This is a genomic window from Hyphomicrobium sp. D-2, from assembly GCF_029872155.1.
Taxonomy (GTDB): Bacteria; Pseudomonadota; Alphaproteobacteria; order Rhizobiales; family Hyphomicrobiaceae; genus Hyphomicrobium_A.
The window spans coordinates 874,507-898,107 of sequence record NZ_JARXLA010000002.1 but is presented as its reverse complement, the minus strand read 5'-3'; the positions used below and the strand labels follow the sequence as shown (position 1 = coordinate 898,107).

Here is a 23,601-nt window from a genome sequence, read left to right as displayed (position 1 = left end):
GGTGAGGCGCTGGATCGCGCCTGACGGCGGGCGTGTGAAGAAGTCTACAGCACGAAAGGCCAGCCCGGCATTGCCTGGCTGGCGCTTGACCCGATTTGGAGCGGCTCGGAACGGTTCAGGAACGGTTCGGCCTGCGCAGAATAGAGCCGGTGGAGGGCGCAGATCCCAGGCCGCGCCGAACACCCGGTTGAAGATCGTGTCCACGTGCTTGAGGAGGCTGATGGCCGAGGTCGAACAGCGCGGTCGAGTTGCTCGGCCGACAGACGCGCAGTCACGTCAGCGTCGGCCTTCAGCAGTTCGAGCAACGAAAGTCTGGCCGTCGCTTCCCAGACCTTCATCGCGTTGCGCTGGACGAGCGCATAGCTGTCCTCGCGGCGTCGCCCCTGCATGCGGTCAGCGCGAGCAGGACGCGCTGCGAATGGACGAGGCCGCCCATGCGATCGAGATTCTTCTGCATGCGCTCGGGATAGACGAGCAGCTTGTCGACCACGCCGGTCAGTCGCGCGAGCGCGAAGTCGAGCGTGATCGTCGCGTCGGGACCGATGAAGCGTTCGACCGACGAGTGGCTGATATCGCGCTCGTGCCACAGTGCGACATTCTCCATCGCCGGGATGGCGGCGCTGCGCACCATGCGCGCGAGCCCGGTCAGATTTTCGGTGAGCACCGGGTTGCGCTTGTGCGGCATGGCCGACGAGCCCTTCTGCCCCGGCGAAAAGTATTCCTCCGCTTCGAGCACCTCTGGTGCGCTGAAGGTGGCGGACCTCGACCGACAGGCGTTCGATCGACGAGGCGATCACGCCGAGCGTTGCGAAGAACATGGCATGGCGGTCGCGCGGGATCGACCTGCGTCGACACGGGTTCGATCGTCGAGGCCCAGCTTCGCCGCGACATGCGCTTCGACGCGCGGGTCGATATTGGCGAAGGTGCCAACCGCGCCCGAAATCGCGCAGGTCGCAATTTCCGCGCGCTGCGACCAGCCGCGCCTTGCAGGCGCGTCGAACTCGGCATAGGCTTCGGCCATCTTGAGGCCGAAGGTGACCGGCTCGGCATGGATGCCGTGGCTGCGGCCGATCGTCGGGGTCAGCTTATGTTCGTATGCGCGTCGCTTGATCGCCTCGAGCAGCGCGTCGAGGTCTGCGAGCAAGATGTCGGCGGCGCTGCGCGAGCTGCACCGCGAGGCAGGTGTCGAGCACGTCGCTCGACGTCATGCCCTGATGCATGAAGCGCGCTTCCGCGCCGACAATTTCGGCGACCCAGGTCAGGAAGGCGATGACGTCGTGCTTGGTGACTCGCGCTCGATCTCATCGATGCGCGTCAATGTCGAAGGTAGCGTTCGTCGGCCCTTTTCCCAGATCCGGTCGGCGGCTTCCTGGGGAATCATCGCCGAGCTGGGCCATGAGCGCGACGGTCAGCATGGGCCTCGATCTCGAACCAGATGCGAAATCGGCTCTGGGCATCCCAGATGGTGACCATGTCGGGGCGGCTGTAGCGCGGAATCATTTCGAAGCCTCTGCGAATAGGAATTGCGCAGCCCTAGCAGAAGCGGAGATGCCGAGCCATGAGCGTGTTGTTGCGCGGTGGATGAATGCAGCCCTAGCAGACGCGAGGCATCAATTTCAATCGATGCGCAATGTTTTGGCGAGGTTGAAATACTTCTGCATGTCAGTTTAGTGAAAACGATCGGGATATAAAACCCACATATGCAGTGCGCTGCTGCAACGCACACAAAAATGATCTGACTTCATCCATCGAATACTTGGGCTAGACTAGAATTCGCCACAATTAATTGTGCCTTGCACTGTGCTCACTAAGCTGTGAGTGAGGACAGTTTGTCACGCGGGCTTCCCATAAAGCCGAACTACTCCAAATGGTAGCTTTATGAAACCAAACGTTACTTAGATTGGCATATGGATCTACTATATCCGTAAAGCTACGGCTTGAATTCTTCAGGCTGGAAGAAGGCAGGAACAACGAGGGCAAAAGGCCGCGTAATGTCTGAACAAATGCAAGGCGAAATCGCTCAGCTCAGTTCGGAGCTGGAGCAACTGGACGATCTGCGAGAGGGCTACGCGAGAGTGCGGGCCAAGATTCTCGGCTATCGCCAGGCTGGAATGCGGGTTCCAGAGGAATTGACCCTACTTGAGAAGAATCTCATTGCTGAGTGCATGGCAGCGTCCCAGGGACGCGACTGAGCGTTTTTCTAGCTAGCGATATTATATAAAAAACCAAGTCCATCCTGCGCAGCTTTGCTTAAGGCGCGGCGATGGCAGAGGCACAGCGAAGGCACCCCGCGGGCATACTTTTCATGCCCGCCCGCTGAGGTGGTCGCATTTCGAGTGCAGCTTTGCCCCTGGCAGCAGATTGATGCGATCGGCAGTCGGCATCGCGATCGGTTAGCTCTGTGGGCCTGTGCTTCCGTGCCTTCAGTACTTGCAAGCGACGACCGTACAGCACGCATTACTCACGCATGTTGCCGACTGCTTGCCGCTCGCTTGTGCCGCCGGTGTGTGGCGCGTGCTGGCCAACCAGCGAAGCGTCGCTCTTGTTCTCCGCCGCGATTGGACAAGCGCTGCGGCCGATTGCTATAGCCAAACAACGTTCAGCTTCAGCCTAGGAAATGCAATGAGCACGCTGCCGCCATGCCCGAAATGCAATTTTGAATACACTTACGAGGACGGCGGGCATTACGTTTGTCCTGAGTGTGCTCACGAATGGCAGCCGGATGCGGTCGCCGCTGATGAGGGGGCTAGCGGCGAAAAAGTTTATCGCGATGCATCAGGCAACGTTCTTCAGGACGGTGATACGGTGACCGTGATCAAGGATTTGAAGCTGAAAGGCTCATCCAAGGTCATCAAGATGGGGACCAAGGTGAAGAATATTCGTCTGGTCGATAGCGATCATGACATCGATTGCAAGATCGACGGCATCGGGCCGATGAGCCTGAAGTCGGAATTTGTACGCAAAGCCTGAGGGCTTTGGCGGTCGTCATTCCCGGAGCGCGTCTTTCTTTGACAGCGCTCCGGACTTGAGATGCTTCTGGCTGGACGATGGCAGCGCGGCAATCGCCAATCAAGCCGGGCCGCTTGTTTTGTATTCAACGTTCATAGTCGGGCGGCTGACCAGATCCGGTTCACCGGCCCGCAGCAGCCTTGAGCGTACTTTCGGGCGTGCCAATTTCATCGGATGTGGGTGTGATCTGCGAACGCATCTGACGACCGGCAGCAGCTAGCGCCTCATAGTTCTTCAAATCCAGCAGTGTGATCTGACCGCTCTTCAGCAGATGATCGAGCGGCGCCGGGCGACCAAGCAGATAACCCTGTGCCTCGTCGCAACCCTCAACAGTGAGAATGGTCATCTGGTCGCTGGTTTCGATGCCCTCGGCCAGAACAGGAATGTTGAGGCTTTTGCCCAGAGCCAGCACTGCGCGGATGATGGCCTTCGCCTGCGGATTGCCCTCAACATCCAGCATGAAGGAGCGGTCGAGCTTGATCTTGTCGAACGGGAAGGTTCGCAAGGTATCAAGCGACGAATACCCCGTGCCGAAATCGTCCAGCGCGATGTTGATGCCGAGATTTTTTATCTGGCGCAGCACATGCAGCGAGCGTTCCTTGTCGCTGAGGATGGCCGACTCCGTCAGCTCAAGCTCAAGGCGCTCGGGCTGCAAGCCCGTTTCCAGCAGCACCTGCATGATATAGCCGGGCAGTCCGCCGTGGGCGAGCTGGACGGCCGACAGGTTCACCGCAACCTTATATGGCGGCTCCCAGCCGGCTGCCGTTCGGCAGGCCTCATGCAAAACCCATTCGCCAATCTGCAAGATAAGGCCGTTTTCCTCCGCGAGCGGAATGAACTCGCTGGGCGGGATGAAGCCGCGCTCAGGATGCTTCCATCGCAGCAGCGCTTCGTAGCCCGTAATGTCGCCGGTGTGGACTGAAGTCTGCACCTGGTAATAGATCGTCAGTTCATTGCGTTCGATCGCAAGACGCAAATCGGATGCAAGATTGCGGCGTGCGCGCACCATCTCATCCATGGAGGCGTCGTAGAAGCAAACGGATCTCACAACGTCGTGCTTCGCGCGATACATCGCAAGGTCGGCGTTGCTGACAAGATCGGGCACGTTGCTGGCGTGATCGGGATAAATCGCGACGCCGATGCTGGCGCCCGGCAGGATCTCATTGCTTTCAACCGTGATCGGCTTGAAGAGCTCTTTTTCCAGACGTCCGAGCAGATCGACGAGGCTTACTTCGCTCACGATGCGATGCAGCACCGCGAACTCGTCGCCACCGATCCGGCCGACGAAATCAGTTTCACCAAGCACCGCCTCCATCCGCTGCCCCAGGGCGACCAGAACACGGTCTCCGGCGCTGTGGCCACGAATGTCGTTGATTTCCTTAAACCCGTTTAGATCGATGGCGATCAACGCAAACCGGCCGTCCTTGTCGCGTGCTGTCCGCAGGTCGCCATCCAGTCTTTTGTTGAAGCAGACGCGGTTAGGAAGCCCGGTCAGCATGTCGTGGAAGGCCATGTGCTCGATCTTCTTCTGGCCTTCGCGCGCTTCAGTGACGTCGTCGTACGTAAGGATGGCGCCACCGCCGGCCATCGGCCGGCATGCGATGCTGACGATTGTTCCGTCATCAAAGTGATGTTCAACGCGCGTGATGCCGTTCTGCGCGATCCATTGATTGTGGTTGTCGATGATCCGCTGCGTGCGCACTGCATCCATTCCGGTGCGCGTGCCGACTAACTGCAGAAACTGTCCCAATGGCATGCCAACAGCGACATCTTCCGGAGAGATGTCCAGGAGTTCCATCAGGCGATCATTGTAGAGCCGAATGAGAAGGTTCTTGTCGACCATCAACAGTCCGTTGGACATGTTGCGCAACGCTTCACCGGATTCGGCGCGGGCGCTGCCGTCGATGAGGAAGCTCGTAAGGCCGGTTCCGACAATAAGCGCTGCCATGCAGGTGATCGCGAGCGCCAGGCTGCTGAATGCGGCCGAGTTCGTAGCGGCGTTCGGCAGCATCAAAGGCTCGACCTTGAACGCCGTCATGCCTGTGAAATGCAGCGCGACAATGCCTAATGCAAGCAGTGCAGCCATGATGTTGCCGGAGTGCTTGGTGCGGCGCACGCCGTAATGCAATGCGGCTGCCGACAGCGAAACAGCCAGGATGATGGAAGCGATAAGATAGGTTTGATTCCACGCCACAACGCCCTGAACGCGATAGGCCATCATGCCGGTGTAGTGCATCACAACAATAGCCAGACCGACAACGCCACCGCCGACTATCGGCGCCAGACGCGTCAGCTTGCTGCCCGCAATCAGGAAGCCGAGCGTAGCGCCAAATACTGCGATCAGTAGCGACGCGAGCGTCAGCGCGGGATCGAATTCAACCGGAGCATTGGCTTCATAGCCGAGCATCGCTACGAAATGCGTGCACCAGATTGCGACACCTGCTGTCAAAGCGGTTAGGAAATACCAGCCGATGCGCTGTGTGCCGACGGTTGCCAGGGTTCGCTCGAACAGATGAGCTGTAACCCATGACCCGGCGCAGCAGATGACTGCTGCGGCAGCCACAAGCCAGGCATTGTGCTGAAATGCAACGCACCCAAGTATTTCAAACATCTTTACGTGTTCCGCCGCGAATGCTGTCTCAGGATTTGAATCCCGTGAAGGTCGCTATCCATGCACATCAACGATTAATATTGCGCGCTGCAGTGCATGCGGCAGAAGTGTGCGAAGTATGAAGTGGGTTTGAAGAAACATCTTGATACGATGTTAAACGGGCTATTCACGCATCGGTCTGTGCAATTGGGGCGCAGGTGTCGCTTCAGCGGTTTCGGCCAAAGGCAGCGGCAAGCTTGCGAAGCCAGCCTGTCTTGGATGTTTGGCGTTTTCTGATGCGCGCAGGCATGCGTCTGCGATGATTGGAGTGCGTGTTGCCTCGGATAGCCAGCTGCTGGTCGTATGCTTGGCGCTTTTCCGGCGACTTCAATTGATCCCATGCGCTGATGACCCGGCCCGCGAGAACTGAGAGACCGTCGCGTTCTACATCCGGATGCAGCACGCGCAGGATCAGCGCCATGTTGCGGCGCAGGCTGGCACCGCTCGCCGTTTGTTCGGCACCGAGCATGCGGTAGCAATCGGCGTCCGGCGCCAACAGGATCTGTTCGACAAAGAAGCGCGCAGCGGCGGTGATGAGATCGGATTCGCGCTCCAGCACTGAAGCGACGTGCTGAGCCTTGGTTTCGTCGCCCGCCGCGATGCACAGTAAGTCATCGAGCCCATCGGGCAGCGGCGCAGCGCGGACATAACGCACGCGCGAAGGCATGTGCATCAGCTCAAGTGCAAGCTTCAACGCAGCGGCGCCATCGTTCATTCGCGGCATGTTCCAGATGCGCCCGGCGCTGTCATTGGAACATCCGCCAGAAGCCGCGTACCCGGCGGCCGGCGTATGAGGCATCCGCCCGCGCGGTTTGGCTGGTCGGCTTGCGGTGCGCGGGCATCTCAAGATCTGAGGGCGGAGTGTTTAGCAGGATCGCTCGAGGGCGAACAAAGAACAGGTTTTCCGCTTCCGCGCGCCCCACGCGATCTGCCACCATCTGCAGTGCCGCTGACAGGTTTGGAGGGCGCTTCGTGACATCGTGAGCATCGGTTGCAAAGATATGGGCGCGCCCTTCATCCAGCATGCGCTCAGCCCAATGGCGCGCACCACGTCCGAATGTTCCAAGAACCGAGCCGGCCGTTATCTGCATCCAGACGCCGGCATCGGCCAGCTTTTCGATTGCGCCATAGCGCTGGTTTATCCAGCTCAGGCGCTCGGGATGGGTGAGAACCGGTACGTATCCGTGCGCCAGCAGGTCGAAGAAAAACTCCTCCATTCGCGGCGGCGCGTTGTGGTGTGGTGGCTCAACCAGCACGTAGCGGCTGTTGTGCAGCGGCAGCAAATGTCCTGAGCGCAGCCCGGCGACGAAATCCGGCACCATATGATTGTCCGCACCTGCAACGATGCGCAGTGGAATAGCGTGATCGTCCAGAACGCCCTGCAGCCACTCAACACGGCGAAGAATGTCGGCGCCTGTATTCGGATAAAGGCCGGGTAAAATGTGGGGCGTGCAGGCGACAATGGTGATGCCATCGGCAACGAATGCGCGCGCCATTGCAAGTGCCGCATCCAGATCTGGGGCGCCATCGTCGATTCCTGGCAATAAATGACTATGCAAATCAATCATATAGGTGGAGCCAACAATCAAAAACTGGCGCAAGCAGTATATGCGCAGCGTACATTCTCGCGCATGCACTGACAACGGCGTCGGGGACAATGCGGACGGGGCGCGCGAGCTCCGGGACGAAAATTGATGGGTTTATTATTGCAGATAAATGGCGCGGTTCTCCGAGAGGTTAACGGCAATGACGGGCCGGTGCGGAGTGTCTAAGTGCGCGATAGTACGGGTGAAAATTCTGAGGTGGCGGCCCTGAGTGAGAGACTGCAGTGCTCATTTGGATACACTTGGAGGCGGGCAGTTGCTGGCGAGTTAAAAAATTGTTGCCAGCAGAGATTGTGGTGTTCCAGTATGAGTCGCGTGTCGAATTTTGCAGGCCTCGACTGGTATTTTGTGTCGGGGCGAGGGGATTGTAATGCGTACAGTGTTTTCAGTGGCGTTTGTATTTTTTGCGGCCGCATCCATCGCTCAGGCCGCTACACTTCAGCCTCAGCAGGGGCGTGTTACGTTAAACGGATCGGCTGTCGTCGTCCCAACAACCGTGCGAACAGGCGACCTTGTCTGGGCAGGCGCAGAGTCGAGTGCTCAGATCGTGTATGCGAATGGATGCACGGTGACTGTCAGCGCAGGTACGAACGTGACGGTTCCGGCTCCGAGTGCCTGTCAGGGTACTGACATGACCAACTTGCTGCTCGGCGGCGGCTTGGTTGCAGGCGCGGTGACCGCAGCAATCGTTCTCTCCAACAATTCAAGCGACAAGCCGGCCAGCCCATAACGCATGCGTTCCAGGGAGCCTTGGTGGATGCGCCAGGGCTTCTAGCGCTATTGACTTGGCGGCTTTACTTCGCGCTACGCACGGATATGGAAAAAGCATTTGCGGACTTAGTCTGCAATTCAATAGGTTTATATTGTTGACTTATATTTTGTAGTTCTGAGGTTGCGTTGTGGTTCAGCGTTCTATTTTTGGTGGTCGCGCGCGTAAGTTGATAATGCTTGTGGTGGATGTTGCGCTGGTTGTTATCGCAACTGTTTTTGCCCTTCTGCTGCGGGATAATCTGGAGCTGTCTGTTGAGCGGCTGCAGGGCCTTTTTCCCTATCTCGCGTCATCGGGCATAGCGGCATTTGTCGTGCTGGTTGTGCTTGGTAGCCACCGGACTATATGGCGGTTTAGTGCCATGGTGGACTATCTGCGGATCGTTGCCGCGAGCCTCGCCATAGTCGTACTGGCGATGGTTGCCACGTTCCTGCTGCAGCGGCTGGACGACGTTCCTCGCTCATTGCCGATCATGCAGGCTGTGCTCGTTGTAGTGATGCTGGTCGGGCCCCGGGTCTGGATTCGCGTGCGCCACGCACGACGCGGCACAACCGCGGCATCGCAGGTGCTGCCGGTCGCAAGCAATTCCGAAGAAACTGTTTTGCTCGTCGGGGTAAGTGCGCTTACCGATCTTTTCCTCCGCGCCGCAAGTCAGCTTTCGGAGAATAATCTCAAAATCGCCGGCATTCTCGGTCGTAACGACCGACAGCGTGGCCGCCATTTGCATAGCTATCCGGTTTTGGGTGTTCCGGAAGAGGTGAGCGATGTCCTGCACCGTCTGGAAGTGCACGGGATCTTCGTTGATCGCATTCTGGTTCTGCTGCCGTTCACCGACATTTCTGCAGACGCGCGCGCTGCGCTACTTGCCGTCGAAAAAAACTCCAATATCCGGGTTGATTTCATTGCGGAGCGATTGGGGCTGGTTGGGCCACCTCCGGCAAGCGAAAATGAAGCTGCCGCTGATGTCGAAAATCTGCCGACGACAATGGCTGCACTGGAACAGTGCGCGCGCCGACCGTATTTCCTTGTGAAGCGCATATGCGATTTCGCTGCTGCGTTGATGCTGTCGCTGCTGGTGCTTCCGCTGGGCGCTGCCATCGCGCTCCTAGTCGCATTTGACGTGGGGTATCCGGTGCTGTTTTGGCAGCAGCGGCCCGGTCGTCACGGTCGGCCTTTCCGGGTTTATAAGTTCCGCACCATGCGGGGTGCTCACGATCACCGTGGCCGGCGTATTCCCGATGACCAGCGGACATCGGCCATCGGATACTTTTTGCGCCGTACGCGGTTGGATGAGATCCCGCAGCTATACAACATTCTCGTTGGGGATATGGCGTTCATCGGGCCGCGCCCGTTGCTTCCGATAGATCAGAGCAGGGAGTTTGATGGCAGGCTGCTGGTAAGGCCGGGGCTGACTGGCTGGGCGCAGGTTGCCGGTGGCCGGGACATATCGGCGAAAGACAAGGCGGCGCTGGACATCTGGTATGTGCGCAATGCGTCATTGCTCACGGACCTGAAAATAGTGCTGCGTACTGTGCCGATGATCCTTTTCGGTGAGCGCACGGACCAACAACTTATCGACGCGGCTTGGCGAGATTTGCATGGTCGTCAGGTTCGCGACGCCGTGTAGCCGTAGGCTCTGGCAAGCGCGGGCGTAGGGCACTGCGTTGCGTTCAAAATACGTCAGCGAACTGGAGCGGCGCGTGTCCTGCGATGCCGCTCTACACTGCATTTCGTGTTCTCTGATTTTTCGGCCCCGTAGCTTACCGCTTTTTGCCGCTTGCAAATTTCCCCGACGGTTGCACTGAGGGAGCAGTTCTCGACCCAAAGACCAGTGAAAATGCGCGCGACGCTCCTTTGCGCATAATTTTCAATTGTTGGGATGTCATTTTCAACTCGCACGGTAAGACGCGGGTCAAGCTGTATCGGTGCGTCGATTTTCCGGCCTGGCCACTGGCCTGCACACGAATGCCAGCATTGCCGCGGGCCTGCGGCTTCATTCTCGCCATTTGGATAAGCTCAGAACGAATTGTTGGTTCGGTCGCGTTCATCGCGCCGCTAGCGTTGCCTTGCATTGAGGGCTGCACGTGTCCGTCGGTAATGCCGGTGGACGGCGGCTTGCGATTGGTCGAGGGGGCAATGGACGGCAACGACTCAGTAAATCGCCGACGCAGTGCGCACGTTAACGGGCGATCTGAGGTCGAAGCTGCGCTTCCGCTGGCAATTGGAGCGCGCGTGCGTGGTTTGCGAACCCGCCGCCGCTACTCGCTGGAGCGTCTCGCGCAACGTGCGCATGTCAGCAGGGCGATGCTCAGTCAGATCGAAAACGGACAGAGCGTGCCAACCATCCTGTTGCTGAAAAGGGTTGCGGATGCGCTCGATGTCCAATTGTCAGCGCTGATTGCGCCGCCTGAGCCGCGCCGCACTGTTGTGCTCACGCGCAAAAACGCCACTGTGCTGTCGTCGGCGGGTGGATCTTTCACGCTTAGAAATCTGCTGCCGGAACACAATGTGATGTCGGCGGACATTTTCGAGGGCAGCATTGCTGTTGACCACTCAGAGGTGTTGCCATCGCGAGCTGAGGCTACTGCCGAAAGCTTCGTCATCGTGCACGGACGCGTAGAATTGACCGTTGGCGATGATAACGCGCCGCTTCTGCTGGAAGAAGGCGATGCAGCGTATGTTGTGGAAACTGACAGTCCGCGCAGCCTGCGAAACATTTTCGATGGCGAGACGCGCTTTTACCTCGTCAGAGCACGCCTGACGAATTTGTAAATTGCACGGGGAATCGCAGCTCTTTGGATAGAGCCAATGCGTATTCGCCAATTCAATTAAGCAACCATAATTTCTGTTTCCAAGAAGACGCAAATTCATTTGCGGCAGTGGGCGTATTTGCGCTGTCGCAGTCATGATCTTTTAGTGGTCGAAATAGCCGTAATAGCAGCCGTTCTGATCGGTTTCGGCCACACCTTCTGTTTTATCCGCAGGCTTCGCCCAGACTTTTAAAATGCCCGCCGACGCGCAGGGCAAGAATCGGTTAGCAGCCAAAAAAGAGCTTATATAACAATATGTTATAGCGAACATCCCTCCATCATAACGGAGGCTTCGTCGCGCCGGCTCAAAAACTCAGTTTCGAGTTTCGTGCTGCAAGGCTTTTAGCGGAGAAATGAAAATGAAAACTAATGTGCGTTTTGTGCGCCCCGGTCAGATTGTGCCATATGCGCTTTTGGGTGCGGTATTAAGCGTTGTGCCAGCGCAGGCAGATAGTACGGATCAGCTTGAAGCGCAGCTTCGCGTTATGCAGGATCAGATCCGAAATCTGCAGCAGCAGATCGAAGACAACCGGGCCGAGGCGCGGGCGCAGGCCGAGAAGCAGGCCGCGAAGAAGAAAGACGACCTTGACCTGAAGGTGAAGTGGAAGGGTGCGCCCGAGCTGTCGAGCAAGGACGGCAAATACAAGATGAAGGTGCGCGGGCGCCTCAACGTCGATTACAACGCCATCAATCAGGATCGCGACATCACCAACTCGCCTGATGTCAGCGCCGCCGAACTGCGCCGCGCCCGTCTGGGCGTTGAAGGCGTGATCGCCGAAGATACCAAGCACAAGTTCGAAGTCGACTTCGCGAGCGATACAACCTCCGTGAAGGACGCCTTCTTTGAATATACGGGCTGGGGGCCGGACTTCCGCTTGCGCGTTGGCAACTTCAAGACCTTCAACTCGCTTGAGCACATCATGAGTGCCAACTACATCGAGTTCATGGAGCGCGCTGCGTTCATCGAGGCGTTCGGTCTTGATCGCCAGGTCGGCATCGGTGCCCTGTACGTGCGCGATCATTTCACGCTTGCGGCGGGCCTCTATGGTCCGACAGTTTCCAATCAGGTGGACTGGCTGCAGGACATGAAGACCGGCGCAGCGCGCATCACCGTTGCTCCAATCAATGACGAAGGTCACGTCTTGCATCTGGCGGCAAGTTGGCGCCAGCGCCATGGTGCGCAGGAGTTGCGTACGAATATCGCGCCGAACAACGATCAGTTCTTCAACTATCGGGCGCGTGGCGCCAACCTGCACCTTGCCAACCGCTTCGTTGCCACGCCGGCGATCTTCAACCGCGATACGTTCTGGGGCCTTGAAGCGGCGTAGTGTGGGGACCGTGGTCGATCCAGGGTGAATATGCGCAGCTTAATGGCGATGTGGCGCCGCTGTTCGTGGGGCAGGACCCAGGTTACAATGGCTGGTACGTCGAAGCCGGTTGGTTCCTGACCGGTGAGACACGGCCTTATAAGGAAGGCGAGTTTGTACGCCAGAAGGTGCTCAATCCGGTGAACGAGGGCGGGCACGGCGCCTGGCAGCTCGTAGCACGATATGATGCGCTCAACCTGAAGGACAACGCGACGACGATTGCGGCGTGCGCGACCTGCGGTATCCAGAACACGTGGCAGGCGGGCGTCAACTGGTGGCTGAACGATTACACGCGCGTGATGCTGAACTATGGCGAGTCTTCGATTGAAGGCGGTTTCCTCGCCGGAGCAAACGTCAACGACGGCGCCAAGATCAAGGGCTTCGGTTCACGCCTGCAAATCGACTGGTAAACCGTTTCACTCTCCCGTACTTTCGCAAGGCCCCGGGCTGTCAGCGATGGCACGGCCGTTTTTTGCGTGCCGCGCACGCGGACTGCTCCACTGTTTCTGCACAGGCATATCCACTGTGCGACCCAATGCGCGTTGTTTTTGGTGGCAGGCAACCACGCGATTCGCATTGTAAAAAGAGCACGCTCCGACACGGTCCACTGACACATAGCTGTATTATGAATCACGTCCTCTCCGCGCACTCAAGGCGAATGCCCGACAACGGGCACATATGGAGAGCGAAGGTGAACTGGAAATCCTATTCCGGACGGAACGTGTTTGCAGCCGGCGTACTTGCGGCGCTGATGTCGACCAGTGTCGGCGCACAGGCAGATGGCATCCACCGCGTGGAAGCTGATCTTGAAGCGATGCAGGCGCAGATCCGCGAACTGCAGCGTGAAGTGGCTGAATCTAAGAAGGCCGCTAAGAAAGACAACGACCTGAAGGTGAAGTGGAGCGGCGCTCCGGAGCTTTCCAGCAAGGACGGCAACTTCAAGATGAAGGTGCGCGGTCGTTTGCAGACCGATTACAACGCGATCAATCAGGATCGCGCGATCACCGGCAGCCCGAGCGTCAGCGCTATGGAACTGCGCCGTGCACGCCTTGGCGTTCAAGGCACGGTGTGGGGTGACGTTGACTACATCCTCGAAGCGGACTTCGCCAACGACGCTGTTTCGATGAAGGACGCCTATTTCAAGTATACCGGCTGGGGCAAGCACTTCGCCATTCAGGTCGGTAACTTCAAGACCTTCAACTCGCTGGAGCATCTGACGAGCTCGAACTACATCGAGTTCCTGGAGCGCGCCTCGTTCGTCGAAGCGTTCGGTCTTGACCGCCAGATCGGCGTCGGCCTGCTGCTGACGGACAAGCACTACACGCTGTCGGCCGGTCTGTTTGGCCCGACCACGGGTACCGAAGAAGACTTCATGCGCGACGTAGAGACGGGTTCCGCCCGCCTGACCTTCGCGCCGATCAACGAAGAAGGCCGTGTGCTGCACTTCGGTGGTAGCTGGCGTTATCGTGACGGTGCCACTGAGAACCGCACGAACATCGCTCCCAACAACGATCAGTTCTTCCGCTATCGCGCGCGCGGTGCGGACCTGCATCTTGCCAACCGTTTCGTCTCAACGCCACAGATCTTCGATCAGGATAACTTCTGGGGTGTTGAAGCGGCTTACGTACATGGCCCGTGGTCGATCCAGGGTGAATATGCGCAGCTGCACGCTGACGTATCGCCGCTGTTTAGCGGCGTCGGTCTGACCTATCGCGGCTGGTACATCGAAGGTACCTGGTTCCTGACCGGCGAAACCCGCCCGTACAAGAACGGTGCGTTCCAGCGCGTGAAGGTTCTCAATCCCGTGTTTGAGGGTGGCCACGGCGCCTGGCAGCTTGCTGCCCGTTATGACGTGATTGACCTCAGCGACAATGCCAGCCTGATTGCCACCTGCACGATGTGCGGCAACCAGAACACCTGGCAGCTGGGCGTGAACTGGCATCTGAATAACCACACCCGCCTGATGTTCAACTACAACCAGTCTGACATCACCGGCGGCAACGTTGGTGCCACCAACGTAAACGACGGCGCGACGATCAAGGGCTTCGGCGCCCGTGCGCAGGTCGACTGGTAAGCACGTTTAAGGAGCCGATGCGGTAAGCTGCGTGCCAGCAGTGCTTCCGTAACGTCTTGAGGCGGGGCCGGGGCTTATCAGCGCCGGCCTTGCCGCATTCCGGCTACGCGTTTGCGAGGGGTGGAGCAGCACCGCCCGTGAACAACAGCCTTCTTTTGACGGATGCTTTCGACACCACCAATAGGGGCCAATGCTGTTATGATCGGGCTGCGCCCGGAAACTTCGTTGACCGCACTGCATCACCCCAACCACATCGATTGTAATCCGCCATGTCCGTCAAAGTCCGCTTCGCGCCGAGCCCCACCGGGCGCCTGCATGTTGGCAATGTGCGCACCGCATTGCTCAACTGGCTGTTCGCTCGCAACTCCGGCGGCACGTTCATGCTGCGCATGGACGACACCGACCTGCAGCGCTCGACAGCCGAATTCGCCGAAGGCATCAGGATCGATCTCGACTGGCTCGGACTGCGGTGGGATGTTGAGGAGCGACAGTCCGACCGCACGGATCGCTATGAGGCAGCGGCCGAAGCGCTGAAGGCACAGGGCAGGCTTTATGCCTGTTACGAGACTGAGGACGAGCTTGATCGAAAGCGCAAGCGTCAGCGGGCGCGCGGCATGCCGCCGATCTATGATCGCGCGGCCTTGAAGATCACGCCGGAAGAGCACGCGGCCCTAGCGGCTGAGGGACGCCGGCCGCACTGGCGCTTCCGGCTGGACAACAGCGAAACTGGCAGCCTCACGCCGCTGCCGACGATTGTATCGTGGAACGATCTTATTCGCGGCGACCAGACCGTAGATGTCGGTTCATTGTCCGATCCGGTGGTGATCCGGGCCGATGGCAGCTTCCTCTACACGTTCACCAGCGTTGTCGATGACGCCGAGTTCGGGATTACGCACATCATTCGGGGCGAAGATCACGTCACCAACACGGGTGTGCAGTTGCAGTTGTTCGAGGCGCTGGGCGCGGTGCCGCCGGCGTTCGGGCATCACAGCCTGTTGGTCGGCGCCGATGGCGCGGCGTTGTCCAAGCGGCTTGGCGCGCTTTCGATCGAGAGCCTGCGCGAAGGCGGTATCGAACCGATGGCGGTGTCGAGTTATACGGCGCTGATCGGTACATCCGATGCGATCGAGGCGGTGGCCGATATCGACGAACTGGCTGCGCGGTTTGCATTCTCAAAGATTTCCACTGCTCCCGCACGCTTCGATCCGGAGGAGTTGAAAAGCCTCAACGCGCGGCTGCTGCATGCAACGCCCTATGATGAGGTTGCCGCGCGGCTGGCAGATCTTGGTGTCGGCGGTGACGCGGCGTTCTGGCTGGCCGTGCGCGGCAACATCAGTGTGCTTGGCGATGCCGCGATCTGGTGGCGCGTTGTGGCTGACAGAACCGATCCGCTAATTGAAGATCGGGAGCTGACCGACATTGCTGCCGGACTGCTGCCCGCTGAACCATGGTCCGATACAACGTGGGATGACTGGATCGCGAAGGTGAAGTCCGCCAGCGGGCGCAAGGGCCGCGGCTTGTTCCATCCGCTGCGCATGGCCTTGACGGGGCGCAACGATGGTCCGGAATTGAAGGCGCTGTTGCCGTTGATTGGCCGCAATCGCGCCGCAGCGCGTCTCAGGGGCGAGCGCGCCTGAAGGCGCTGCATCGCGCGCCCGGGCAAAGCGGGTTGTGCCACGTGAGGTGTGTGCTTGTGGCGGCCGCCGACTTACTCGGTGCAGCGTCCATAGACGTAACGATAGTCGCCCGTTGCAGCTGAGCGGCCTGCGATGACGAGATAGCTCTCGCTGCCATCGGCATCGGGCGCGAGCGACCATTGCTCGTCCGCAGCCCAGGCCGAATCTTCCTGCCCGCAATCGCTGCGAACCTGCACCGAATTATCGTCCTGCGTCGCCGCCTCGCGCACGGTGCACTGACCTTCGTGCAGATCCACAGTGTTCGTGTTGATGCGGATGCGAATGTCGGCGTCATTGGCAGCGCAGCCAGGAGGCGTTCCCATTTCAGTCGGCTGCCATGAACCGTGGTAGCGCTCCGGGATCGCTACCTCAGCGGCGCTCGTCGCCGTTGTTGCGGTCATCACGGCGAAAGCGAATGCCAGAACGATACGCATGATTGCCGATTGATCCCGTGTCAGTGTTTCACTGTTGTCTGCCGCATGCCGTCAAAGCAGGTGGCGGTTGCTCTCACTCGCCATCGGGCTTGTCATTGCTGAAACCCATCGCGTTTTCAGCGTTGCGGCGTGCCATTGCTGACCGCAGGTCGTCGAGATCGCGCAGACGGATCGAGCGTTGCGGACTGGCCAGCGAAATGCCGCGTTCGCGCAGACATTTGACCGCCTGCGTACGCAGTTCGCTGCGCACCGCGCCCGCATGGACGCCTTCCGCAACAGGTACCGACAGCGAGAAAATGAGAGCGTTTTCGGCGATATCCTCGAAGGCGATGTGGATATCGTTGCACTCATCATCGCCGCGCACAGCAGCTTCCCGCAGCGCCTTGAGCACTTCATCGGGGTCGCTGTCATGGGCGACGCCAATCTCGATGAAGGTACGGCCAGCGGGCGTATCGATGGTGGCGTGGCCTGCAAGCGCGGACGCAAACGGAATGTTGATGCCTTCCGCGCGCAGGGCCCGGACGATTTCGGCCCGCAGCTCTGTCTGTGCACCAAGCGATTTGTTGATGTCGGCCAGATAGACGCGCAGGCTGAAGTCCATGCCGTTGTCGCCCAGGTTTTCCAGCACGACGAACGGCGGCGGGTGGCGCAGGATAAGCGTGCTTTTCTCGGCCACATGCTGCAGCACGCGCATGACGTGGTCTGGATCGGCGAAATACGAAACCCGCACGCCGATCGACAACCGGCCGAGCAGGTTGCGGTGGGTGAGGTTGTCGACCGTCTGCGAGATCAGCTGCGAGTTTGGAACGATGAGGCTGGCCCGATCGAAAGTTTCGATTTCGGTGGCACGCACAGCAATGCGGCGTACGTAGCCCTGGCCTTCTTTCAGCTTCACCCAATCGCCAACCTTGATCGGCCGCTCAACCAGCAGGATGAGGCCGGAGACGAAGTTGTTGACGATGGACTGGAGACCGAAACCGATACCGACAGAAAGCGCACCGGCGACGATAGCGAGGCTGGTGATATCGAACCCGGCATAGGAAATAGCCGCCAGAGCCGCGACGGCAAAACCTATGTAGCCGGCGCCGGTGTAGATGGAATTGGCTAGGCCTGCTTCCATCCGGCCTTCGGAGAGGGCCTCCTTGGCAAGCCAGCGCTGCACGATGCGGGTTAGTGCCAGCAGCGCGGCGAACAAAGCTACCGCTGCAAGAATACGCGCCAGAGAAATGCGCAATCCGCCAGCTTCGAAGCCGAAGATGGCTGCGCGGGCCCAGCTTGCGATCTCCGCGCCGGTGAAACCCCATGAGAGCATCAGCAGCGGCAGCGTAGCGGCAAACAGCATGACGATCAGTACGCCGCGCTGAATGCGTGCGAGTTGACCGCGCCCGAAATCGTCCAGTTTGAGCCGCTGGCCGATATATTCGTTCATGCCCCGCGTGTCGCCGCTCGGCGTAGGGGCAATCCATCGTATGGCGATGTAAAGCACGCCGGTTAGCAGGATCCCCGCGCCGGTAGTGAGAATCTGGGTGGTGATGAAGCGGCCCAGCGACACAAAGCCCAGCATCGCCGTGCCGATGAGAACCACCGCCAGCGCGATCAACAGCACTTTCAGCCAGATCGGTTGCCAACGTGCGATGGGCGCGCCGGGGGCGTTGCTCGGTGGCCCGAGGGGCGTGCGCACGATGACCAGCAGGAACACCGCGTAGAGCAGGCTGGCGATAAACGCCGAAACGATGCTGGTGGACAGCGGCAGCGACAGAATCCGCACCAGGCTGCTGGCCAGATGATCGAGCGCGAACACGCTGGCAATGCCCAGAACGGCCAAGTTTACTGTGCGCGCGCTGGAATCGGAAATGTTGAACAGGCGCCACCGTGGCCGGTTGGGCTGCAGCAGCGCGCGGCTGATAGACAGCACGCCGATGACGATAATGATCGGCAACACTGTAGCCTGCGCGATGCGCGCAACCTGCCAATAGAGCAGCCCCAGTTCGTCCAGACCGGCATAGAGCAGCGCCAGCGCCGCCGTGGGTGGCAGCGCATACGCAAGCGCCACCCAGGAAGCCATGGCGGCGCGTTCAGGCAGTGACGGATTGCTGCCACCGCCACGGTCGAGGCGACGACGGATCGTATGGATGACCAGAAAATAGAGGCCGGCAAACAGCGCCGCCGTAGAGGCGATGATGCCGAGCAAGGACAGCGGGCTGAGCTTGGCCGCTTCCCACCAGTTGCCGAAAATGTAGCCGAGCTGGCGTTGCGCAAGGTGAAGCTGCTTGCCGGCCTGTTGCCATACGCGCCATTGCAGCGGCGTGTCGGTCTGGCTGAACAGGAAGCGCGTGAAGATGCCGGAGCGCGCGTTCTGCACACGGCTGATGAGCTGGCGGGCGCGCTCCTCAATCAGCGCGGCTTTCTTGATGGCGCCATCGATCTGCGCGGCCAGACCGTTGAGACGCTGGCGCTCGGCGGCAACATCAGGCGCTTCGGGCGGATCTTCAGCGCCGGGAGCCTTGCCGAGCTTGTCGATCTGCGAGCGCACTTCCTCCAGGCGCGGCTTGAGCGCTTCGGCGGAGCTGCGCGCTTTCGTTTCGAGCTTCTCGATTCCCGTGCGCAGCGTGGCCAGTTCTTTCTGGGTGCCGGGCGACTGTTCGAGGTTTTTCTCAGCGGCGTCGATAGCGCCTGAAAGCGCGTTAACGGGCTTGAGAAGCTCTTCGACCGATGGCGGTGGCGTTACTTCGGCCGCAGGTGCCGGTGTTGCGGCAGGGGCAGGGGCAGGTGCGGCGGCGGCGGGTGCTGGAGCGGGCGCAGGCGTTGTCGGCTGTACGGGTGCCGGTGCCTGGCCGGCGTGGCCCGCTGCGGGAGGAGGAGCGGTTTCGCCGGGGTCCGGCTGCTGTTGCTGACCGTTAGCCGGTCCAGCTTGTGGTTGTGCCCTGAGGCGCAGCCGGGGACCTGTGGGGTTGCTGCGCGGGATCGGATGCAACCGGCGGCGCTTGAGGCGCTGCGGCGGGAGCCGGTGGACTAGCGGTTGGCGCGATCTGCTGCTGCGTGACCGTGGCGGCACCCGGCGTCGGGGCGATGGCAGGTGGTGGGGACTGCGGCTGTTGAACCGGCTGCGCCGGAGCGGCTGCGGGCTGTTGTTGTTGGCCATTCGTTGCGGCAGCAGGAGGCGTCTGCGCCAGCGCAGGGTTTGCAGTTCCGCTGGCAACTAGCGCCAGCAGCAGCATGCCCAGCGACAGCACCAACGGCAGATAACCCGTTTGAGACCGGGTTGGCTTCGCTAGCGGACTGGGCATCAAAGCTCTCTCGACCGGGAAATGAACGACATGGGGGAGAATGGTCACTCGGCGGCTTCTCCGAGGAGGTGAGGCGGGCGCGTGGACTGCGATGCCCTTTCGATGGCGAGGCTGGAACTGCTCGGCTGGGGCCCATCGATACCGCTTTCGATCACGATGTCCACCGGGCCACCGGTCATTATCAGGTGCTCTATTCCGTCGCGGCGAATGAGTAGCAGGCGGCGCTTGGGGTCAACGATGGCCTGCTCCACGATCTCGATGCGGCGTGTCGGCTTGGCAGTGAATAGAGCCGAGAAGCGCGGGTTGCGGGATTTACGTACCACCCATGCGGCGGCGACCACGCCAGCGGCGAGAAGGGCGAACGCGAGGACGCGCAAGAGAAGTTCAGTCATTTCTTATCCGATGCGCATAAGGCAGTTAGATCGTTGACAGAATTTGAATCGCTGTTTCCAAATCTGGCGCTTTCTGCAGCCGGTTCATGCGATCTTAACCCTAATGATCGAACTGTTTACCGGGCAAGCGCAGTGATCCGAGACGTTGGCAAAGCAATAAATCAGGGCTTTTCAAGGCCCTTTGGTGATCGGCGCGAAGCTTTTTGTGTGTAATGCGTATCAGAGTATAGCGGCCATGCAGGCGACCCACGCCACCCCTTCCCAGAATCAGGTAGCCTCCCTTCGTATGCGTGAGCACGACGCCATCGAGCTGCCGTCCGCGCCCTTCGAAGCCATCAATACGATGCAGGGACTGGGCGGCAATCTGACAACCATTGGTGCGATCGCCGCCGGCGGTCTGCTCGCGGTCGGTGTTGTCGCTGGCGGGCTCGGCGCTCCTGTGCTCGCGGGCATGCTGGTTGCGCTGGCCGCCCTCGGACTTTTCTTCCTTCTCGCCTACAGCGCCGGATACATCCGCATCGGGCAGCCGACCGCAGTTGCCGATGTGGTGAAGGCTGCAACCGACAGCTCCGCCGTAGGCCTGATGGTGACCGGTGTCGATGGCGAGCCGCTGTACGTCAATCCCGCATTCGAGCGCTTCGTCGGTGATGGCGAGCGCGATGGCCGGCTGGCTCTGCAGCAGAAGCTGGCAGGCAACGCGATTGCCAGCGCGGCGCTGTTCCGCCTGACGCGCGCGGCTGAACGGGGCGAGACGCTGAGCGAAGAGTTCGCACTCGACTTCCCCGACGACACAACCACGGATGCGGGCGATGAAGTGCGCACGCTGCAGCTCGCTGTCAGCCCGGTAGCGCGCGATGGCGGACAGCGCGCGGTGCTCTGGCGCGTCACCGATGTTAGCGCCGAGCGCGAACGTGAAGCACAGCGCGTTGCCCGCGTTGAAGATGAACTGGCCGGCTTTGACGACGCCCCGGTTGGCCTTGCGTCGGTGGCCGCCGATGGCAAGCTCGTGCATGTCAACGCAACGCTGGCGCGGTGGATTGGCCGTTCGCAGCGCGCGGTTGAAGACAATGGCCTGACGCTTGCCGACATCACCGCCGGTGATGGCGCGGCGCTGGTCGCCCGGCTGACCGCTAACTCGACGGCGGCGCAGGAGCCACGCCCGCTGGATATCGATCTGGTGCGTGAGGACGGCCATCTTATGCCGGTCCGGCTGGTGGCGCGTGCAGCTCCCGACAATGAAGGCCTCACGATTGCGGCAGTGAATCTGGCCGGTGAAGGCGCGGCGGAATTTGAGGACGAAGCTGCGGCCGGTGCCCGTTTTGCGCGCTTCTTCCGCTCCGCACCGTTCGGCATCGCCATGATCGGATCGGATGGGCGCATCGTTTCCGCCAACTCCGCGTTCTGCCGCATGGTGCTGGATGGCGCCGCTGCAACCGGCACGCTGGCGCTCGATGCGCTGACGCGCGCCACGAACGCTGAAACCCGCACTGCGGTGGATGAAGGCCTGAAGCGGGTTATCTCCGGGCGGATTTACAACACGCCGGTCGAGATCAGCGCTGGGCCGAAGAACGATCACGTGACCCGCGTGTTCATGAGCCCGTTTGCCGATGGCGGCGCGCGTGAAGCAGCATTGCTCTACGTCGTCGACGCAACGGAACAGAAGGCGCTCGAAGCACGCTACGCCCAGAGCCAGAAGATGGAAGTTGTCGGCAAGCTGGCTGGCGGCATCGCGCACGACTTCAACAACATGCTGACGGCCATTCTCGGCTTCTCCGACATGCTGCTGGCCCAGCATCGGCCGAAGGACGTTGCCTACAAGGACATCACCAGCATCAAGGCGAGCGCGAACCGCGCGGCGGAACTGGTGCGCAAGCTGCTGGCGCTGGCCCGTCAGCAGACCCTGCAGAACGAGATCATCAATCTGGGCGCGGTGCTGACGGATCAGGTGAACCTGCTCAAGGGTATCGTCAGCGAGAAGTGTGATCTGAAAATCGAATCCGCTCCCGATCTGTGGAACGTGATGGTCGATCGGCACGAGTTCGAGCAGGCGCTCTACAACCTTGCGGGTAACGCCAAGGACGCAATGCCGAACGGCGGCACCATCACCATCAGCGCGCGCAATGTGTCCGAGCGTGAGACGCAGAAATTCGAGCTGCGCGAGTTCAAGCCCGGCGAGTATGTGCTCATTGAAGTGGCTGACACCGGCGAGGGCATGAGCCGCGAAGTGATGGAGAAGATCTTCGAGCCGTTCTTCACCACCAAGCCGGTTGGCAAGGGCACAGGCCTCGGTCTCGCTTCCGTTTACGGCATGGTGAAGCAATCGGGTGGCTACATCTATCCGGACAGCGAAGCGGGCAAGGGCACCACGTTCCGCATTTACCTGCCGCGCTACCACGCCGACGAAGATACGGCTCCGAAGACGCTGCAGCGTTCAAAGCCTGAACCCAAGGCGACCGATCTCACCGGCACCGGCCGTGTGCTGCTGGTGGAAGACGAAGAGGTTGTCCGCAACTTCGCGGCGCGGGCGTTGAAGCGCCAGGGCTACAAGGTGCTTGAGGCTGGCAGCGGTGTGGAAGCGCTTGAGGTGATGGCGCGCAACAAGGGCAAGATCGACATCGTGGTTTCGGACGTGGTGATGCCCGAGATGGACGGCCCGACGCTGCTGAAGGAACTGCGCAAGGACAACCCCGAACTGAAGATCATTTTTGTTTCGGGCTATCCCAACGAGGCCTTCAAGTCGGCGCTGGGGGATGAGGATTTTGCTTTCCTGCCCAAGCCGTTCTCGCTTCCGCAGTTGGCGGCGAAGGTGAAGGAAGAGCTGTCGCGAACCTAGCGACAGGACCGATGGCTCACGCTTCGGACCGATAGGGTACGAAGCTGACCATAGTCAGCGCACCGCCGGAAAAAGTCTGGACCGGATTTCCGATAAGACGCACGATCAAGCCATCAGCGGGGGTCGGTTCCTGATTCTATCGGAAGCGGAGCAGCTCCCATGTGTTAAGTTGGATGCCATGCAGAGATCCAGACCGCTTGCCTTCCTGTTGCTAGCCGCGCTTGCTTCGACGGCGCCGCTCACCGTTGCCCATGCGCAGACGACGCAGAAGATCGTGCCACGCGCCGGTTTTGCCATTGCGCCGTTGCCGACTGATGAGCCGGTGCGCGATGGCATGGATGCCATCCGCGATCTGGTGAAGGCCAACCATGCTTTGGCTGTTCACCGCAGCATGACGCCTGAGCAAGGGGTGGAATTTGCCCGCAAGGTTCATGCGGAAGCGACCAAGATCCGCCAGCAGACCAAGCTTTCCGGTGAAGCGCTGGAGCGACTGAGCGAACGCTTGTCCGAGATTGAAGCTGGCGCGGATGAGGTTGAAGGCAAGCAGCCCGGCGCTGACCCGGCGGATGGCATGCTGCAGATCGATGCGGTGCTGGAGAAGTACCCTACCGAGTTCGATCATCCGGACTGGGTGCCGGTGAAGGGTCGTCGCTGAAGTTCGAAAGTCGCTGCGTTGGCCGGCGCGCACACAACAGC

General features: G+C 60.1%; 20 protein-coding genes and 1 pseudogene. 12 read left to right on the top strand and 9 right to left on the bottom strand.

All coding sequences use genetic code 11. From position 1 onward, the window contains the following. Positions 1-44: 44 nt before the first annotated feature. Positions 45-338, bottom strand: coding sequence for a hypothetical protein (locus tag QEZ49_RS05905; protein ID WP_280385024.1), 294 nt, complete (start codon positions 336-338; stop codon positions 45-47). Continuing rightward, a pseudogene (locus QEZ49_RS05900) lies at positions 335-1,144 on the bottom strand (lyase family protein). Before QEZ49_RS05900 ends, QEZ49_RS05905 begins: the two are co-directional and overlap by 4 nt. 1 nt (position 1,145) lies before the next feature. Here QEZ49_RS05900 and QEZ49_RS05895 point away from each other — a divergent pair. The 3 genes from QEZ49_RS05895 (at position 1,146) to QEZ49_RS05885 (ending at position 2,970) form a co-directional block, all read left to right on the top strand. Next, positions 1,146-1,469, top strand: a complete 324-nt coding sequence (locus QEZ49_RS05895) for a hypothetical protein (RefSeq protein ID WP_280385022.1) — start codon at positions 1,146-1,148, stop codon at positions 1,467-1,469. A gap of 522 nt (positions 1,470-1,991) precedes the next feature. After that, positions 1,992-2,192 carry a hypothetical protein gene (locus tag QEZ49_RS05890; protein ID WP_173953884.1) on the top strand — a complete coding sequence of 67 codons (201 nt, stop codon included), beginning with the start codon at positions 1,992-1,994 and terminating at the stop codon, positions 2,190-2,192. 430 nt (positions 2,193-2,622) lie between these two features. Then, complete coding sequence (locus QEZ49_RS05885) at positions 2,623-2,970, top strand: zinc ribbon domain-containing protein YjdM (RefSeq protein WP_280385107.1); 348 nt, start codon at positions 2,623-2,625, stop codon at positions 2,968-2,970. A gap of 160 nt (positions 2,971-3,130) precedes the next feature. On the opposite strand, the gene QEZ49_RS05880 is transcribed toward QEZ49_RS05885, so the two are convergent. The 3 genes from QEZ49_RS05880 to QEZ49_RS05870 form a co-directional block, all read right to left on the bottom strand. Next, a complete protein-coding gene (locus tag QEZ49_RS05880) occupies positions 3,131-5,620 on the bottom strand; it encodes an EAL domain-containing protein (protein WP_280385020.1) in 2,490 nt (829 codons plus the stop codon). Between the two features lie 205 nt (positions 5,621-5,825). Then, positions 5,826-6,374 (bottom strand): J domain-containing protein, encoded by a 549-nt coding sequence (locus QEZ49_RS05875; RefSeq protein ID WP_280385018.1) that lies wholly within the window; start codon positions 6,372-6,374, stop codon positions 5,826-5,828. A 31-nt stretch (positions 6,375-6,405) separates the two neighbouring features. Beyond that, positions 6,406-7,227 carry a CpsB/CapC family capsule biosynthesis tyrosine phosphatase gene (locus QEZ49_RS05870; protein WP_280385017.1) on the bottom strand — a complete coding sequence of 274 codons (822 nt, stop codon included), beginning with the start codon at positions 7,225-7,227 and terminating at the stop codon, positions 6,406-6,408. 406 nt (positions 7,228-7,633) lie between these two features. Here QEZ49_RS05870 and QEZ49_RS05865 point away from each other — a divergent pair, with 406 nt between their 5' ends. The 7 genes from QEZ49_RS05865 (at position 7,634) to gltX (ending at position 15,920) form a co-directional block, all read left to right on the top strand. Beyond that, a complete protein-coding gene (locus QEZ49_RS05865) occupies positions 7,634-7,993 on the top strand; it encodes a hypothetical protein (protein ID WP_280385015.1) in 360 nt (119 codons plus the stop codon). A 214-nt stretch (positions 7,994-8,207) separates the two neighbouring features. Beyond that, complete coding sequence (locus QEZ49_RS05860) at positions 8,208-9,659, top strand: sugar transferase (protein WP_280385013.1); 1,452 nt, start codon at positions 8,208-8,210, stop codon at positions 9,657-9,659. A gap of 605 nt (positions 9,660-10,264) precedes the next feature. After that, entirely contained in the window at positions 10,265-10,804 is a 540-nt protein-coding gene (locus QEZ49_RS05855) for an XRE family transcriptional regulator (protein WP_348534794.1), read from the top strand. 397 nt (positions 10,805-11,201) lie between these two features. Beyond that, positions 11,202-12,170, top strand: a complete 969-nt coding sequence (locus QEZ49_RS05850; protein ID WP_280385009.1) for a porin — start codon at positions 11,202-11,204, stop codon at positions 12,168-12,170. Continuing rightward, positions 12,170-12,619 carry a porin gene (locus tag QEZ49_RS05845; protein WP_280385007.1) on the top strand — a complete coding sequence of 150 codons (450 nt, stop codon included), beginning with the start codon at positions 12,170-12,172 and terminating at the stop codon, positions 12,617-12,619. The genes QEZ49_RS05850 and QEZ49_RS05845 overlap by 1 nt, the downstream gene beginning before the upstream one ends. A 281-nt stretch (positions 12,620-12,900) precedes the next feature. Next, entirely contained in the window at positions 12,901-14,283 is a 1,383-nt protein-coding gene (locus QEZ49_RS05840; RefSeq protein ID WP_280385005.1) for a porin, read from the top strand. A gap of 269 nt (positions 14,284-14,552) precedes the next feature. Then, complete coding sequence (gene gltX, locus QEZ49_RS05835; RefSeq protein ID WP_280385004.1) at positions 14,553-15,920, top strand: glutamate--tRNA ligase; 1,368 nt, start codon at positions 14,553-14,555, stop codon at positions 15,918-15,920. A gap of 71 nt (positions 15,921-15,991) precedes the next feature. Here the strand turns inward: gltX and QEZ49_RS05830 are convergent, their stop codons facing one another. The 4 genes from QEZ49_RS05830 to QEZ49_RS05815 all read right to left on the bottom strand — a co-directional run bounded on the left by QEZ49_RS05830 (position 15,992) and on the right by QEZ49_RS05815 (position 20,072). Continuing rightward, entirely contained in the window at positions 15,992-16,393 is a 402-nt protein-coding gene (locus tag QEZ49_RS05830) for a hypothetical protein (protein ID WP_280385002.1), read from the bottom strand. Positions 16,394-16,466: 73 nt separating this feature from the next. Next, entirely contained in the window at positions 16,467-19,367 is a 2,901-nt protein-coding gene (locus QEZ49_RS05825; protein WP_280385000.1) for a DUF3772 domain-containing protein, read from the bottom strand. After that, on the bottom strand, positions 19,291-19,680 hold the full coding sequence (locus QEZ49_RS05820) for a hypothetical protein (protein WP_280384998.1): 390 nt from the start codon (positions 19,678-19,680) through the stop codon (positions 19,291-19,293). Before QEZ49_RS05820 ends, QEZ49_RS05825 begins: the two co-directional genes overlap by 77 nt. Before the next feature lie 44 nt (positions 19,681-19,724). Then, on the bottom strand, positions 19,725-20,072 hold the full coding sequence (locus QEZ49_RS05815) for a flagellar biosynthetic protein FliO (RefSeq protein WP_280384996.1): 348 nt from the start codon (positions 20,070-20,072) through the stop codon (positions 19,725-19,727). Between the two features lie 235 nt (positions 20,073-20,307). Here QEZ49_RS05815 and QEZ49_RS05810 point away from each other — a divergent pair, with 235 nt between their 5' ends. Further along, positions 20,308-22,905 (top strand): PAS domain-containing sensor histidine kinase, encoded by a 2,598-nt coding sequence (locus QEZ49_RS05810; protein ID WP_280384994.1) that lies wholly within the window; start codon positions 20,308-20,310, stop codon positions 22,903-22,905. Positions 22,906-23,083: 178 nt separating this feature from the next. Then, entirely contained in the window at positions 23,084-23,560 is a 477-nt protein-coding gene (locus QEZ49_RS05805; protein ID WP_280384992.1) for a hypothetical protein, read from the top strand. Positions 23,561-23,601: the final 41 nt, after the last annotated feature.

Bases quoted from the DNA above. Each gene is read 5' to 3' on its own strand.
- QEZ49_RS05815 (WP_280384996.1), bottom strand. From the start codon at position 20,072: ATGACTGAACTTCTCTTGCGCGTCCTCGCGTTCGCCCTTCTCGCCGCT.
- QEZ49_RS05830 (WP_280385002.1), bottom strand. From the start codon at position 16,393: ATGCGTATCGTTCTGGCATTCGCTTTCGCCGTGATGACCGCAACAACG.
- QEZ49_RS05865 (WP_280385015.1), top strand. From the start codon at position 7,634: ATGCGTACAGTGTTTTCAGTGGCGTTTGTATTTTTTGCGGCCGCATCC.
- QEZ49_RS05820 (WP_280384998.1), bottom strand. From the start codon at position 19,680: ATGCCCAGTCCGCTAGCGAAGCCAACCCGGTCTCAAACGGGTTATCTG.
- QEZ49_RS05850 (WP_280385009.1), top strand. From the start codon at position 11,202: ATGAAAACTAATGTGCGTTTTGTGCGCCCCGGTCAGATTGTGCCATAT.
- QEZ49_RS05870 (WP_280385017.1), bottom strand. From the start codon at position 7,227: ATGATTGATTTGCATAGTCATTTATTGCCAGGAATCGACGATGGCGCC.
- QEZ49_RS05890 (WP_173953884.1), top strand. From the start codon at position 1,992: ATGTCTGAACAAATGCAAGGCGAAATCGCTCAGCTCAGTTCGGAGCTG.
- QEZ49_RS05905 (WP_280385024.1), bottom strand. From the start codon at position 338: ATGAAGGTCTGGGAAGCGACGGCCAGACTTTCGTTGCTCGAACTGCTG.
- QEZ49_RS05805 (WP_280384992.1), top strand. From the start codon at position 23,084: ATGCAGAGATCCAGACCGCTTGCCTTCCTGTTGCTAGCCGCGCTTGCT.
- QEZ49_RS05810 (WP_280384994.1), top strand. From the start codon at position 20,308: ATGCAGGCGACCCACGCCACCCCTTCCCAGAATCAGGTAGCCTCCCTT.
- QEZ49_RS05885 (WP_280385107.1), top strand. From the start codon at position 2,623: ATGAGCACGCTGCCGCCATGCCCGAAATGCAATTTTGAATACACTTAC.
- QEZ49_RS05880 (WP_280385020.1), bottom strand. From the start codon at position 5,620: ATGTTTGAAATACTTGGGTGCGTTGCATTTCAGCACAATGCCTGGCTT.
- QEZ49_RS05860 (WP_280385013.1), top strand. From the start codon at position 8,208: ATGCTTGTGGTGGATGTTGCGCTGGTTGTTATCGCAACTGTTTTTGCC.
- QEZ49_RS05895 (WP_280385022.1), top strand. From the start codon at position 1,146: ATGTCGGCGGCGCTGCGCGAGCTGCACCGCGAGGCAGGTGTCGAGCAC.
- gltX (WP_280385004.1), top strand. From the start codon at position 14,553: ATGTCCGTCAAAGTCCGCTTCGCGCCGAGCCCCACCGGGCGCCTGCAT.
- QEZ49_RS05875 (WP_280385018.1), bottom strand. From the start codon at position 6,374: ATGAACGATGGCGCCGCTGCGTTGAAGCTTGCACTTGAGCTGATGCAC.